The following is a 14,149-nucleotide window of genomic DNA, read 5'->3' as shown; positions in this document are numbered from 1 at the left end:
GGAGCAGAGGGGAAAGAGCTAATTTTTTATTCCCCCCCTTGCCCCCTGCCCCCTGCCCCCTGCCCCCATTCCTTACTCCCCACTCCCCACTCTCAAAAATGTTCCTCACCCAAACTGTTCCCCGTCAACGAGAAATTCTTGAAGTATTCCTTCGCAATGGCTGGGACTATATGCGAAGGTTACTTACTGGTGGCAAAGCTGATGAACCCCAGCTACCTACACCTGCGGTTTTAAAAAATATCCTGGTAGACTTGGGGCCGGTTTACGTCAAGCTTGGCCAGCTAATGTCTACACGTCCAGATTTACTGAACGCTGCCTATATTGAGGAACTATCAACCCTACAAGACGAAGTACCACCAGTTCCTTGGTCAGAGATAGAAATAATCCTCCGTAAAGAATTAAAACGTCCACTAGCAGAAACCTTCAGCACAGTTAACCCGATCCCAGTAGCAGCCGGATCAATTGCTCAGACACATCGAGCTACATTAGCAGACGGTCGAGAAGTTGCTCTGAAAGTGCAACGTCCGGGAATTGATCTGACCATTGCCCAAGATATTGCTTTAATTCAAGGTATTGCCGATTTAGTGGCGCGGACTGAGTTTGGGCAAACTTATGAAATTAAATCCATCGCCGAAGAATTTACTAAAGCTCTAGAAGCCGAGTTAGATTTTACACGGGAAGCGGGTTTTACAGACCAGCTGCGGCGCAACTTATCTAAAAGTCGCTGGTATGATCCCACGCAAATAGTGGTTGCGGAAATTAACTGGGAATTAACCACAGAGAAATTACTGGTGATGGAATGGCTGGATGGAGTGCCGTTCCTGGCGGCGGATTTGGATAGTGACCCCAACGTTAAAGATCCTGCCCTCAAGCGTAAAGAAATAACTACTTTGTTATTTCGGGTATTTTTCCAGCAGCTATATATTGATGGCTTTTTTCACGCCGATCCCCATCCAGGAAACTTGTTTTATCTCAAGGATGGTCGTGTCGCCCTCTTAGACTGTGGCATGGTGGGAAGACTTGATCCCCGTACACAGCAGATATTAACAGAGATGTTGTTAGCGATCGTTGATTTAGATGCTCAAAGGTGCGCTCAATTAACTTTGCAGTTATCAGATTCTGCTCAACCAGTAATTTTGTCGCGGTTAGAAAATGATTACGATCGCATGTTGCGAAAGTATCACAATGTCAGCCTCACGCAAATCAACTTCAGTCAGATAATTTATGAAGTTTTACAAGTTGCCCGCAACAATAAAATTAGATTACCTAGCAATATGGGTTTGTATGCGAAAACCCTAGCGAATTTAGAGGGTGTGGCGCGGACATTCAACCCAGAACTTAACTTTTTTGATGAAGTTAAACCATTAATTACAGACTTGTTTCGTCGGCAATTACTGGGCGATAATCCAGTGCGATCGCTATTACGAACAGCCTTAGATATTAAAAGTCTCTCTCTCCAATCCCCCCGCCAAATTGAACTGTTACTAGATCGAGTTACCTCGGAAACCTTACAGTGGAATCTATCGCTGCGGGGGTTAGATGGTGTGCGGCGCACTATGGACGATGCAGCGAACCGACTATCTTTTAGTATATTAGTGGGTTCACTGATTATGGGTGCAGCAATTATTTCCACCAGAGCGCAGACAACACAGTTATCTTTTTTAAGTACTACCCTGTTTGCAGTCGCTAGTTTATTGGGTTTGTGGTTAATTGTTAGTACATTGCGATCGGGACGTTTACGGTAAAACCATTTTAGATTTTGGATTTTTGATTGAAGAAAAATCTAAAACCTAAAAATAATAAAAGGTTTCGAGTAAGCGACTCTAGCCCTTAAAATATGGCTAGAGCCGCTTATTATGAGCCAATTTAATTAATCTTGCATTATAAAACACATAATTTAATTTATTCTTAACCACTCACTTATACCAATTCTCCCTAATCTTGCACTTAATAATTACTCCTTATCTCTTGGTGTCCTTGGCAATTCGTTTAATAATTAATTGCATCTTCATAGCGAATTAGTATTCAATCTGTGGTTCTAATATAAAAAATATGTCAATCATCATTGCTGAAAATCTGAGTAAATCTTATCCAGTAACAGTTAAAAATCCAGGTATTAAAGGTACAATAACCCACTTTTTTCGCCGTACCTACCGCTCAATTAAAGCAGTTCAGGATGTTTCCTTTGAAATTGCCCCTGGTGAAATAGTTGGGTTTTTAGGCCCAAATGGTGCTGGTAAAACTACCACACTTAAAATGCTCACAGGGTTGATTCACCCCTCTAGCGGTACTGTCAAAGTAGCTGGACAAATTCCGTTTCAGCGTCAAGAAGCATTTTTGCAAAAAATTACCTTGGTAATGGGGCAAAAGCAGCAGCTAATTTGGGACTTACCAGCACTCGATTCTTTAAGAATTAATGCCGCTGTATACAACATCTCTGATAAAGAGTTCCAGCGGCGGGTAGGAGAATTAACAGAGATGCTTTCCCTAGAAGGCAAACTTACCCAACCAGTGCGGAAGCTATCTTTGGGTGAGCGAATGAAGGCGGAATTGTTGGCAGCACTTTTACATCGTCCTCATGTATTGTTTTTAGATGAACCGACGCTGGGATTGGATGTAAATGCTCAAGCAGCAGTGCGCGAGTTCTTGCGTGACTACAATCAGCGTTATCAGGCTACAGTGCTGTTGACGAGTCATTACATGGCTGACATCACAGCTTTGTGTCAACGGGTACTGTTGATTCATGAGGGAAGGCTGATGTATGACGGCAGCTTAGATGGACTGCTGGAACGTTTTGCTCCCTACCGAGAAGTCTACATAGAGTTAGCTCAACCTCTACCAATAGAAAAACTCATGACTTATGGTGATGTCAAACTCTTAGAAGGGCGAGCAGTGCGTTTTATGGTATCACGAGAGGCACTCACCCGCACCGTATCCCAGATTTTAGCGGATTTAGAGGTAATTGACTTAACAGTTACCGAGCCGCCCGTGGAAGAGGTAATTGGACGAGTTTTTCAGGCAGGTGTTGTGGAGTAGAGACGCGATTAATCGCATCTCTACAAGAGTGGAGACTTCTGGGTAATCATTTGTAGTAGGAAGTGAATAAATGAAGCAAATAATCAGAAAAGCCTTAACTTTGCTGTCAGTATACTACGCCTATATGGTTGAGTATCGGGCAGAACTAATCTTATGGGTTTTGGCTGGGTCTTTACCGATTATCCTCATGGGTGTCTGGATACAGGCAGCACAAGGAGGACAATTTGGGTTATCACCTGTGGATTTTGCCCGTTACTTTATCACGGTTTTTATTGTTAGACAAATCACAGTTGTTTGGGTAATTTGGGACTTTGAAAAGGAAGTCGTGGAAGGCAAGCTATCGCCCAAGTTACTACAACCGCTCGATCCAGTATGGCATCACGTTGCATCCCATATTTCTGAAAGATTTGCTCGTTTAACCTTTGCTTTTTTATTAGTAGGATTATTTTTTATTCTTTATCCCCAGGCTTTTTGGGTACCAAGTTTAGATAGATTTTTGCTATTTATATTAGCGATAGGGCTAGCTTTTACTTTGCGGTTTACGATTCAGTATACTTTTGCTATGTTTGCTTTTTGGACAGAACGGGCTAGCGCTTTAGAAAATTTCTGGTTGTTATTTTATCTATTTTTATCTGGTTTGATAGCACCTTTAGAGGTCTTTCCAGAACCTGTGCAAAAAATAGTCATGTTTACCCCTTTTCCCTATTTGATTGATTTTCCTGCGAGTCTTTTGGTAGGGCTACCCGTGGATATAGGACGGGGATTTTGGTCAATCGTGGGTTGGATATTAATATTTTTGGGTGTGAATCGCTTTCTTTGGCGTGCAGGTTTAAAGCGGTATTCTGGGATGGGAGCTTAAATAATCTAACAATAACTTTACTACAGAGGGACTTATCTCTTCATACTCTTTTTTTGGACTTTAATAATTATTTAATTACCTTACGACTTGTAAAGAAATATAAACTCAAATTAAATTGGTGGTGCAGTTTTGAAAGTGTCACTCAGTACACTCGCCTTTTGATTGAAGCAGTGATAGTATCTAATTGTGTGAGGAGCAAGTTAAAAATAAAAAGCGTCTGGGGTGGAAACACGGCAACACTCCCAGGCGCTTTTTAATTAGTATGCAGAAAAAAGTCCTTGCAGATTCGCTGAAGTTTTTCAGATAATTACTCAGGATTTTAGGGGTGAAAATTATTAGCTATTTCCTAAGTATATAGGTTCTAAAATCGTTTCTTTAACCGTTTCATCTACTTTTTCTAAACTATAGGCTTTGGGTTGCGGACGTGAACTCACAACTTTTTCCAATCGCTCTCCAACAAAATGGAGAGCAACCCCATCGTCTACAGCATATCCAGAGCTAATAAGCCCTTCTGATAAAAGTTGATGGTAAGCAGGTTTTCTTCTTGGCTCACCGTCGTAGTGAGGACAGTTACTACCTTTTAGAAAGCCAAGACACTGTAATACAGTCAGCTTCCCAGGAATAGAGTCTGTCACTCCCTCTTCAAACCAACAAATAGAGCCTGCACTTAAACCAGAAAGAATAACGCCACTTTCCCAAGCTTCTCTCAAAATATTGTCAAGTCCCCACTCTTTCCAAAGAGCGATTAAGTTTTTAGTGTTTCCACCTCCTACATAAATAATGTCCTGCTCAAGAACAAAAGACCTAAAATCCGATGTAGGTGGGTTAAACAAGGACAAATGAGATGGCTGACATAGAAGCGGGACAAAAGCTGAGTAGAATCTAACAACATATTTGTCAGAATCACCACTTGCTGTAGGGATAAAACAAATCTTCGGTTTTTTCTTTTTGCACAATCCCAGGATATATCGATCCAGCAGAGGGTTTTCAGGTTCCATTGAAAAGCCTCCACCGCCCATTGCAATGATTTGTTTAGGAACTGAATTTGTGTTCATTTTTAAACCCTGTTCTATTTCTATCGCATCAAATGTGTTAAGAACCAGCCTCAGAAATCGGTTTCGCCAAAATTTCTTTCCACTCAGATTGCGATAGGGGTTGCACTTCTATCTGCATATCAAAGCAATTACTAGCTGCGGTAACTAAAGCTGCAATAATCTTTTCCACAGTCACGCTTTGATGCAGTTGTATAGTCGTAAAAGATTCTGTACCAAATACTTGAGTAAACAGTTCAGCATCAGGTTGCAAACGGATTGAACCATGTTGCAGAATTACCCCGCCACGTCGCAATTGAGCACTACCAATGAGTTTGCCACCATCTGGCAAAACTAAATCTGCACTAGTTGCTGTGCCAAAACAGTTAGGGTTGTGGATGTAACCTCGTCCAGCCGTACCGTAATGTAATTCTACGCCGAGCGATCGCCACCCTTGAATCAAAAACTCACAAATTGTTTCATATACCCGGAGACGACTACCGGTAAGCCCAGATGTGACTATAGCGTAAGTTAAATCACCTTGGTGTAGCACCGCCCGTCCACCAGTAGGACGCTGCACCAAATCTAGTTTTTGCCCTTGCCAAATCAAATTTTGCCAATATTCAGGGTATTGGCGTTGATGATAGCCGAGAGAAATGGCAGGTGGCGACCAAGTATAAAAGCGCAGAGTTGGCGGATGGTTTCTTGAATAGTGCTGTTCTAGTAACCATCGGTCAATTGCCATCTGCACATTGCCAGTCGCCTCTAGCAAAGGAATTAGTCGCCATTTAGAATTCAATAGTTAGGAGTTGGGAGTAAGGAGTGGGGAGTTAAGAGTTAAAAAGTTTATACAACTTATAACTCCTAACTAAAGCGAAGCGATTAGTCAAGTCGCACCAAATTCAGTTTGTAAAGCTTCATCGTTATTATCAGCGATCGTTGCCACAACGGTAATGATCCGAGACACTTCGCCGGGAGATAACTCCGCTAAGGTGCGTGTGGATATCACAACTACTCGGTTTTCAATAATACCGAAACGCGCTTCAAAAGTACTAGAGCAGTTTAACTCCAAAAGATACCGCATCAACTTAGGTTCATCTTTGGCAGGTAAATTTAGCACCGCAGACCAAACCGTTATGGTGTCTTCATCGGTTGTCCCGTTGAGTTGGACAAATACTTGCACACTTCCGTACTTAAATTTCCAAAGATAACCACCTTCTGGAGTGTGGCTAACCATCGCACTATCATCTTGTTCTAAAGAATCGATGACATTTTCAATTACCTCAACATGGTTAATGCTTGTCGTCTCGGCGATGAGCTGATCAATGGATTCGTTACTAGTTAGGGTTTCTGGGTAGCTTGCCATACAGATTTATTCTCAACATACTCGCTGTTTTCTCTACACATACTTTATAACTTGTGGAGGCAATTAGTTTTCAAATGCCTAAAGTCTGAGATGCGTCTTGGCTATGTCAGAAAAATTAGCTGCAAACTCTCAACGCATTCCTCCCGCCACCATTTGTGTGGGATGGTGGCGGGAGGAACAAAGAATTATTCTGGAAAAGTCAATGACGATCGCACTTAACCTACATCATCATGGGCAAAGCGGTTAAAGAGAAAGTCTAAGGCATAGTTACGCAGTTGATAGTATTGTGGATCTTCCATGATGCGGCTGCGATCGCGGGGACGAGAAAAAGGAATTTCCATGACTTCACCAATTTTCGCATGGGGCCCATTGGTCATCATTACCAATTTGTCTGCTAAAAATAGTGCTTCGTCGATGTCGTGGGTAATCATCAGCACTGTACAACGGTTATCGCCCCAAATTTTTAGCAATTCTTCTTGTAACTCTTCTTTGGTGATGGCATCCAGCGCCCCAAAAGGTTCATCTAAAATTAAGACTTTCGGACGAATCGCCAAAGCACGGGCGATAGAAACCCGTTGTCTCATACCGCCGGACATTTGCATTGGTTTCTTTTCCATTGCATCAGCTAGTCCTACCATTGCTAAATGATCGCGGACGATCGCTCTTTTTTCAGCTTGTGGTTTGTTGGGATAAACGGCGTTAACAGCTAAGTAGATGTTTTCAAAAGCAGTTCGCCAAGGTAGCAAGGCATAGTTTTGGAAGACAACCATCCTGTCTGGGCCTGGCTTGGTAATGGGTTCTCCTTCGAGTAACACTTGCCCGGAGGTGGGAAAGTTAAAACCGGATACCATATTTAGTAGTGTCGATTTGCCACAGCCAGAGTGACCGATGACGCAAATAAACTCGCCCTGTTCAACGTTGAGATTAACGCCGTCGAGTACGGTGAAGGGGCCTTTCTTTGTGGGATAGACTTTGGTAACGTCTTTAATTTCTAGGAAAGGTCTACGGCTGGTGGTTGCAGCAACGAATGGTTTTCCTAGTGTGTTTGTAGCTGTTGAGTTGCGGTTTTGCATGGCGTTTGAGGATTAAGAAGCTTAATATAGGCGGTGTGCAAATGAATATTCTGACCTCTCTCCAAACCTCTCCCCTTCTAGGGGAGAGGCTTTGAATTTTCCCCTTTCCCTTGTAGGGAAGGGGGTAGGGGGTTAGGTGTTTTGCTGGTTTTTTCAGATGATGTAAAAAGTCAGATCATTAACGGAGATAAAAGGTGGATTCATCCAGTTCAGATACTCGTTGACGGAGATAAAAGGTGGATTCATCCAGTTCAAATACTCGTTGACGGAGATAAAAGGTGGATTCATCCAGTTCAGATACTCGTTGACGGAGATAAAAGGTGGATTCATCCAGTTCAGATACTCGTTGACGGAGATAAAAGGTGGATTCATCCAGTTCAAATACTCGTTAACGGGGATAAAAGGTTCGCGCGTGATGTGCTACTTCTCCTGCTCCCCCTTTCTCTCACGATTCTTTTATGACGCGAGTCTCCTTCTCGGTGCATCAAGAACAACTTCCGCGACTGAAAAATCACGTTTAATTTTCAAGTTGTTGAGATAAGCGATCGGATCATCGGCGTTAAAGGGAGTACCATCGAACAGTTGGATCGGTTGGCGAATATAGCTAATATCCAAACCTAATTCTCGTGCTGCGGTGCTGAAAACACGAACTTGACAAACCCGTTCAACAACTTCTACCCAATTTCTGGGGAAGGGAGTATCACCCCAACGCGCCAATTGACTCATAATCCAAATTTGTTCGGTGCGACTGGGGCGGTTGATCGCAGACTCAGAATAAAACTGGTGATGGGCATAGTCTCGCAATGGATGGTCTAAGTCACAGGTGAGACTATCTGGATCTTCGAGTTGAATGTATTCTAAATCAGTGCTAACGTAATCTCGCCCGGCTAAAATTTGCCGAATTTCTTGGGTATTTTCGGGATTTGCACAATACACGCAAGCTTCTAACAAAGCTTTGGTTAAGGCAATATGCGTATTTGGATAATTTTCTGCCCAATCTTCCCGCACACCAAGAACTTTACCGGGGTGTCCCAACCAAACTTCTAAGTCGGTAGCGATGGTAAAGCCGACATTTTCCACAGCAGCGCGGTAATTCCAAGGTTCGCCGACGCAGTAACCATCAATGCTTCCAGTTTTTAAGTCGGCTACCATCTGCGCTGGGGGAATGGTTTTCATATCCACATCGCTATCGGGGTCAATTCCACCAGCAGCTAGCCAGTAACGCAGCAGCAGGTTGTGCATCGATGCGGCATGCACTACTGCCATTGTGTGCCGTTGTTCGCGGGTGCGAAGCAGGTATCTTTTGAAATCTGATAATGTTTGTATGCCTTCGTCGTAAAAGTGTTTTGCCAAGGTGATGGCGTTACCGTTGCGAGTCATCGTGAGGGCAGTGACAACGGGCAGAGGTTGGTTATTATGTCCTCCCAAAGTTAACCACATCGGCATCCCTGAAGGCATTTGCGCCGCATCTAAGTAACCACCACTGATGCCATCTTCTATACCCCGCCAGCTACTTTCCCGCACGAGGTTAACTTCATCTAAACCATGTTTGAGAAAGAAGCCTTTTTCTTTAGCAACTGCTAAGGGGGCGCAAGCTGTCAGAGGTAAAAAGCCAATTTCTAGGTTAACTTTTTCTAATCCATGACGGGCAACGTCGGCAGTTTTCCGCGCCCGAATTTTCTTGATGCGTTTCTGCTGATTGAGGAAGTAAATCATCTCACTCCGCAAGCTGTAGTAGCTAGGATGTTCTACTACTTCCATCCGCTTACGGGGTCTAGGAATATCCACTTCTAAAATGTCACCAATTTTTGATTCGGGGCCGTTGGTTAACATCACGATTCTGTCAGATAACAGCACCGCTTCATCTACATCATGTGTCACCATCACGGCGGTAACTTGATTTTCTTCGCAAATTTGCATGAGTTGTTCTTGCAAATTGCCGCGTGTGAGTGCATCTAATGCGCCAAAGGGTTCATCTAGCAGCAGTAATTTGGGACGAATCGCTAAGGCGCGGGCGATCGCAACTCGCTGCTTTTGTCCACCTGATAACATTCCTGGTTGTTTATCAGCGTGGGGACGCAAACCCACCATATTTATATGTTTTTCGATAATAGCGTTGCGTTCGGCTGCGGGTAAACCTTTCATTACCGAGTCCACGGCGAGGGCAATATTTTCTCTTACCGTCCGCCAAGGTAATAGCGAATAATTTTGGAACACCACCATCCTGTCTGGGCCGGGTTTGGTGATTTTTTGTCCTTCGAGAGTGACAAGACCTTCAGTAGGCAAATCCAAACCCGCAATCATATTTAATAGAGTGGATTTGCCGCAACCGGAGTGACCAATCAAAGAAACGAATTCTCCTTTTTTAATTTGGAGGTCGATTCCTTTGAGGGCGATATATTTACCACCACCAGTTAATTCAAAAACTTTGTCAATTTGATCAACAGCTACAAACATACTTATTTGTCCTTTGTCATTAGTCTTTTTTTAAGCATCCTAGCCTTTGAAGATCCCCCCAACCCCCTTTAAGGGGGGCTTTTAGAGTTCCTTTCCCCCCCTTTTTAAGGGGGGTTAGGGGGGATCTTCGAGTTTGAAAACAGTCCCTAGTCCTTAGTTTTTTGTAAATGACTAATGACTAATAATTAATGACTATTTCTGTTCTGCTGGTAAAATCTTGTTTTGCAGCCAACCCATCGCTTTATCTAGGAGCAACCCAACAACACCGATGTAAACTAGAGCCAAAATTACTTCGCTGACGTTGTTATTTTGATAAGCATCCCAGATAAAGAAGCCGATGCCGACAATACCGGACATGACAATTTCGGCGGCGATAATCGCTAACCAAGCTAAACCGATTGCAATTCTCAATCCGGTAAAGATGTAGGGTAATGCCGCAGGAATCAAAATATTAGTGAAATATTCTTTGCGGCTAAGTTGGAGAACTTTGGCAACGTTGTTGTAATCTTGGGGAATTTGGGTAACGCCGACAGCAGTGTTAATTAAGATGGGCCAAATGGCGGTGATGAAAATTACGAATAATGCGGCGGGTTCGTTTTGTCGTAAAGCTGCTAAAGAAATTGGAACCCAAGCTAGAGGTGGTACAGTCCGCAGTAGTTGAAAGATGGGGTCTAAAGCTTTAGACATGGTTTTATTAACCCCAATCAAAATGCCTAAGCCAATACCAACGATCGCAGCTAGGGTATAACTGATAGCAACTCGTTGCAAACTGGCGAGAATCTGCCAAAATAGACCTTTATCAATACCACCTCGGTCATAAAATGGCCAGAAAATCAGAACCCAAGTGTCTTGGATAACCTGTATAGGCCCTGGTAATGTGGCTCCTGGAGTCCAAGCGAAGAGTTGCCAGAGAATCAGGAAAATGGCGATCGCGATCGTTGGTGGTATCAAGTCAGGAAACTGCTTTTTCAGGCTGGATATAAAACCATTACTCAATTTAGGGCTTGCAGGGCGTTTTTGAGCTATTGTCATGATGCTGTATTCTCCTCAAAATTTACTTTTTATTTGTTATTTGTCAGTTACCAATGACCAATGACTAAATACTGGCCTTCTTGATTTTCAAACTCTTCAAATATTCTTCTGGCTTTTCGGGGTCAAATTTGATGCCATCAAAAAACTCTTCTACACCACGGGATGTATTTGTGGGAATATCAGCAGCAGCAATTCCAGCTTCTTTAGCAGCTTCTTTCCAAATATCTTCGCGGTTGACTTTGTTGATCAGTTCTTTCGCCTTAGCAGCATTATTGTCTAGATAATCTTTTGGTAAAAATCCCCAACGAACATTTTCTGTTATGAACCATAAATCATGACTCTTATATGGATAAGAAACACTACCTTTTTCATCTTTCCAGTAGTAAGCAGCCATTGATTTATCATCAATTTGGCGACCATCACCCATGTCATATTTGCCTTGGTATGGATCTGCCAGTATTTCTGGTGAAGGAAGATTGAAATAATTCCGTCCAGCCAGAATTTGAGCCGCTTCTTTGCGGTTGTCAAAATTATCTAACCACTGTTGGGCTTCCATAATTCCTTTTAAAATTGCTTTGGTAGCCTTGGGATTTTTATCAACCCAGTCGCCTCTCATGGCAAGATATTCTTCAGGATGATTTTTCCAAATCTCTGCGGTTAATGCTGCTACGTAGCCGATTTTGTCTTGAACCAGGCGATAAGGCCAAGGGTCGCCTGTACTAAAGGCATCCATTGTTCCTGTTTTCATATTGGCCACAGTTTGCGCCGCAGGTACTGTGAGCAACTTGACATCTGCGTCTGGATCTAAGCCGCCTGCTGCTAACCAGTAGCGAATCCACAAATCTTGGTTGACATGGGGAAAGGTAAATGCAGCAGTGAAGGGTGTTGAGGATTTTAATTCTGTGAATAGGGACTTAGCGCTGGCGAGTTGTAAATTAATACCTTTGCCTTGGTGCTTGCTGGCGATCGCAATTCCATTTCCATGTGTATTTAATTGACATAAGACATACATGGGAATTTTTTGATTGCCTTTGGTAATTAAACCTTCTGAAATTAAATGTGGCATTGGCATCTGCCATTGACCGCCATCTATACCACCACCGGCAGAACCAATTTCTACGTTGTCTCTTGCTGAACCCCAAGAAGCTTGCTTGGAAAGGTCAACATTAGTCATGCCATACTTTGTAAAAAAGCCTTTTTCTTTAGCAATAATTATTGGAGCCGCTTCTACAATAGGAATATATCCCAGCTTAACTGTAGTAGTTTCTGGTGTTTGTTCAGGGCTAATATTAGCAACCGTTTGAGCAGTAGCCTGTGGTTGAGTGCTTCCACCAGTCACGTTTTCAGGAGGATTACCCAAACAGCCTTTGAGGAATACAGCACTCGCCGATGCTCCAGCTGTGAAAATGAATTTGCGGCGAGAAATTTGATTAAAAAATTCTGTCATTAATATCTCCTAAAAACGTAAATGTTATTTTTTATAGCTATGACAATTTAGACAAGAAAAACGTTGTGTTTTTTGCGCTAGTAATGATTAAGCTATATTTGACAAAGCAACCGCAGCCATTCCATCAATGACGCTGCTACCTATATAAAAACTCGGTTAATTTATTTGCTCTGCTCTGGTGTGATGCAGAGGTGTTATTTACCTTGTTGAAATTAGTTTACAGCCTTTGAAGTCGAATTGGTTAACTCGAAGCCTAGATTTATTAAACAAATATTAGATTGGATGTATAAGGAAAAGTTTATCTATTTTACTTAGGTATAGAAATAATTTTTAATATATCAACTCTTATTTATGAAGACTATTATGTTTACTTGATGATTCCCTATTTTTACTTCTTTTGTAACTTAATCTTTAGTAGTAATTTGTTATATATAAGTTTTTATTTATAATGACTATCATGTTGACATTATGATTTAGGGGCGTACAGCTAGCTGTACGCCCCTAAATCATAATGTATTTGTATCAACCGGAAAGTGAAACGGCATTATACCTGTAAATGAGATTTTAATGTCTCAACTTAGTAAACCGTTGTGAGTAGTTTAAGTAGTGTATTCGGCGTTAATCTTCACGTAGTCGTAACTCAAATCACAACCCCAAGCTTTACCTGAACCATGACCATTGCCAACGTTAACGGAAATTAACACCGTATCTTCTTGGAGATAAGCACCCACCGATGCTTTTTTCAAATAAGCACTCGCAGCTGCACGCTCAAATTGGAGAGGTTGCCCATTTTCTAACATTAAGAAATTCCCTAGCTTAATTTGCAGGTTTTCTTGCTCAAAGGGTACACCTGCACGCCCTGCGGCGGCGGCGATGCGTCCCCAATTTGGATCGCGTCCAAAGATTGCAGATTTAACTAAGGATGAACCGGCGATGGTTTTGGCTATTTGTCGGGCTGAAATTTCATCATGAGCGCCAGTCACTTCCACTTCAATTAGACAGGTTGCGCCTTCACCATCACGAGCGATCGCTTTGGCTAAATGCTGACAAACTGCTGTTAACATCGCCTCTAATTTCTCTGCTTCTGCGCCCCATTCTGTAATTGCTGGGGTGCGAGATTGACCATTTGCTAAGGCGATTAAGCTGTCGTTGGTGCTGGTATCGCCATCCACGGTAATGGAATTAAAGCTTCTATCTGCTGCCCTTGCTAACATTTGCTGCCAAAGGGCTGGCGAAACTATAGCATCACAAGTAACAAATGCCAGCATGGTTGCCATATTGGGGTGAATCATGCCTGAACCCTTGGCAATGCCGCCAATTCGTACCGGGCGATCGCCTATACTTGTCTCTAGGGCAATGGATTTTGTTACCAAGTCTGTAGTGATAATCGCCCCGGCGGCGGCATCTGAGCCTGTTTGTGATAGCGCTGCTACTACCTTGGGAATTCCACTTCGCAAAGCATCCATCTTAATTCTTTGACCAATCACACCAGTGGAAGCCAATAATACAGATTCAGACGAGATGTTTAGGGCTTGGGCTATTGCCATAGCAGATTCTAAGGTATCAAGATAGCCTTGAGTTCCTGTAGCGGCGTTTGCTTGTCCAGCGTTGCAGAGGATGGCACGAGCGCTATGTTTGGCTTGCAAGCGTTGGCGACAATATTCTACGCAGGCAGCTTTGACTTGGCTGGTGGTGAATACACCAGCTGCGATCGCTTCCACCTCTGAGAATATCAAAGCTAAATCTGGCAACCCCGAAGGTTTCAATCCTGCGGTAATTCCCGCCGCCTGATACCCCCTTGGTGCTGTGATACCACCTGTTATTTCTTGCCAATCTGCCATTATTCTT

13 protein-coding genes are annotated in these 14,149 nt (G+C 42.9%); 4 read left to right on the top strand and 9 right to left on the bottom strand.

Features of this window, described 5'->3' with window-relative positions; translation table 11 throughout:
• Window positions 1–98 precede the first annotated feature (98 nt).
• From H6G97_RS11510 to H6G97_RS11500, 3 genes are all read left to right on the top strand, one after another.
• Entirely contained in the window at window positions 99–1,745 is a 1,647-nt protein-coding gene (locus H6G97_RS11510) for an ABC1 kinase family protein (protein ID WP_190940741.1), read from the top strand.
• Between the two features lie 307 nt (window positions 1,746–2,052).
• Window positions 2,053–3,036 carry an ABC transporter ATP-binding protein gene (locus tag H6G97_RS11505; RefSeq protein ID WP_190940740.1) on the top strand — a complete coding sequence of 328 codons (984 nt, stop codon included), beginning with the start codon at window positions 2,053–2,055 and terminating at the stop codon, window positions 3,034–3,036.
• A 70-nt stretch (window positions 3,037–3,106) separates the two neighbouring features.
• A complete protein-coding gene (locus H6G97_RS11500; RefSeq protein WP_190940739.1) occupies window positions 3,107–3,895 on the top strand; it encodes an ABC transporter permease in 789 nt (262 codons plus the stop codon).
• A gap of 335 nt (window positions 3,896–4,230) precedes the next feature.
• On the opposite strand, the gene H6G97_RS11495 is transcribed toward H6G97_RS11500, so the two are convergent.
• The 3 genes from H6G97_RS11495 to H6G97_RS11485 all read right to left on the bottom strand — a co-directional run bounded on the left by H6G97_RS11495 (window position 4,231) and on the right by H6G97_RS11485 (window position 6,292).
• Window positions 4,231–4,950, bottom strand: coding sequence for a Type 1 glutamine amidotransferase-like domain-containing protein (locus H6G97_RS11495; RefSeq protein WP_190940738.1), 720 nt, complete (start codon window positions 4,948–4,950; stop codon window positions 4,231–4,233).
• Between the two features lie 37 nt (window positions 4,951–4,987).
• Complete coding sequence (locus tag H6G97_RS11490; protein ID WP_422394179.1) at window positions 4,988–5,671, bottom strand: lipoate--protein ligase family protein; 684 nt, start codon at window positions 5,669–5,671, stop codon at window positions 4,988–4,990.
• 141 nt (window positions 5,672–5,812) lie between these two features.
• Window positions 5,813–6,292, bottom strand: a complete 480-nt coding sequence (locus H6G97_RS11485; protein ID WP_190940736.1) for a YbjN domain-containing protein — start codon at window positions 6,290–6,292, stop codon at window positions 5,813–5,815.
• A 103-nt stretch (window positions 6,293–6,395) separates the two neighbouring features.
• On the opposite strand from H6G97_RS11485, the gene H6G97_RS11480 reads away from it, so the two are divergent.
• Window positions 6,396–6,539: a hypothetical protein gene (locus tag H6G97_RS11480; protein WP_190940735.1), complete on the top strand. Its 144-nt coding sequence runs from the start codon at window positions 6,396–6,398 to the stop codon at window positions 6,537–6,539.
• On the opposite strand, the gene H6G97_RS11475 is transcribed toward H6G97_RS11480, so the two are convergent.
• The 6 genes from H6G97_RS11475 to argJ all read right to left on the bottom strand — a co-directional run bounded on the left by H6G97_RS11475 (window position 6,508) and on the right by argJ (window position 14,142).
• A complete protein-coding gene (locus H6G97_RS11475) occupies window positions 6,508–7,365 on the bottom strand; it encodes a nitrate ABC transporter ATP-binding protein (protein ID WP_190940734.1) in 858 nt (285 codons plus the stop codon). The genes H6G97_RS11480 and H6G97_RS11475 overlap by 32 nt on opposite strands.
• Before the next feature lie 153 nt (window positions 7,366–7,518).
• A complete protein-coding gene (locus H6G97_RS11470) occupies window positions 7,519–7,737 on the bottom strand; it encodes a hypothetical protein (RefSeq protein ID WP_147262611.1) in 219 nt (72 codons plus the stop codon).
• 84 nt (window positions 7,738–7,821) lie between these two features.
• Window positions 7,822–9,828, bottom strand: a complete 2,007-nt coding sequence (locus H6G97_RS11465; RefSeq protein WP_190940789.1) for a nitrate ABC transporter ATP-binding protein — start codon at window positions 9,826–9,828, stop codon at window positions 7,822–7,824.
• A 186-nt stretch (window positions 9,829–10,014) separates the two neighbouring features.
• Window positions 10,015–10,854 (bottom strand): nitrate ABC transporter permease, encoded by an 840-nt coding sequence (gene ntrB, locus H6G97_RS11460; protein ID WP_190940733.1) that lies wholly within the window; start codon window positions 10,852–10,854, stop codon window positions 10,015–10,017.
• 64 nt (window positions 10,855–10,918) lie between these two features.
• Window positions 10,919–12,301, bottom strand: a complete 1,383-nt coding sequence (locus H6G97_RS11455) for a CmpA/NrtA family ABC transporter substrate-binding protein (protein ID WP_190940732.1) — start codon at window positions 12,299–12,301, stop codon at window positions 10,919–10,921.
• A gap of 599 nt (window positions 12,302–12,900) precedes the next feature.
• Entirely contained in the window at window positions 12,901–14,142 is a 1,242-nt protein-coding gene (gene argJ / locus H6G97_RS11450; RefSeq protein ID WP_190940731.1) for a bifunctional ornithine acetyltransferase/N-acetylglutamate synthase, read from the bottom strand.
• Between the last annotated feature and the right edge of the window lie 7 nt (window positions 14,143–14,149).

It is taken from the genome of Nostoc flagelliforme FACHB-838, assembly GCF_014698065.1.
Taxonomy (GTDB): domain Bacteria; phylum Cyanobacteriota; class Cyanobacteriia; order Cyanobacteriales; family Nostocaceae; genus Nostoc; species Nostoc flagelliforme_B.
Note: the sequence above shows the minus strand (reverse complement) of the source record. Positions and strands in the feature narration are given on the sequence as shown.

Bases quoted from the DNA above. Each gene is read 5' to 3' on its own strand.
- H6G97_RS11490 (WP_422394179.1), bottom strand. From the start codon at position 5,671: ATGGCAATTGACCGATGGTTACTAGAACAGCACTATTCAAGAAACCAT.
- H6G97_RS11470 (WP_147262611.1), bottom strand. From the start codon at position 7,737: ATGAATCCACCTTTTATCTCCGTCAACGAGTATCTGAACTGGATGAAT.
- H6G97_RS11495 (WP_190940738.1), bottom strand. From the start codon at position 4,950: ATGAACACAAATTCAGTTCCTAAACAAATCATTGCAATGGGCGGTGGA.
- H6G97_RS11455 (WP_190940732.1), bottom strand. From the start codon at position 12,301: ATGACAGAATTTTTTAATCAAATTTCTCGCCGCAAATTCATTTTCACA.
- H6G97_RS11485 (WP_190940736.1), bottom strand. From the start codon at position 6,292: ATGGCAAGCTACCCAGAAACCCTAACTAGTAACGAATCCATTGATCAG.
- argJ (WP_190940731.1), bottom strand. From the start codon at position 14,142: ATGGCAGATTGGCAAGAAATAACAGGTGGTATCACAGCACCAAGGGGG.
- H6G97_RS11505 (WP_190940740.1), top strand. From the start codon at position 2,053: ATGTCAATCATCATTGCTGAAAATCTGAGTAAATCTTATCCAGTAACA.
- H6G97_RS11510 (WP_190940741.1), top strand. From the start codon at position 99: ATGTTCCTCACCCAAACTGTTCCCCGTCAACGAGAAATTCTTGAAGTA.
- ntrB (WP_190940733.1), bottom strand. From the start codon at position 10,854: ATGACAATAGCTCAAAAACGCCCTGCAAGCCCTAAATTGAGTAATGGT.
- H6G97_RS11500 (WP_190940739.1), top strand. From the start codon at position 3,107: ATGAAGCAAATAATCAGAAAAGCCTTAACTTTGCTGTCAGTATACTAC.
- H6G97_RS11475 (WP_190940734.1), bottom strand. From the start codon at position 7,365: ATGCAAAACCGCAACTCAACAGCTACAAACACACTAGGAAAACCATTC.
- H6G97_RS11480 (WP_190940735.1), top strand. From the start codon at position 6,396: ATGTCAGAAAAATTAGCTGCAAACTCTCAACGCATTCCTCCCGCCACC.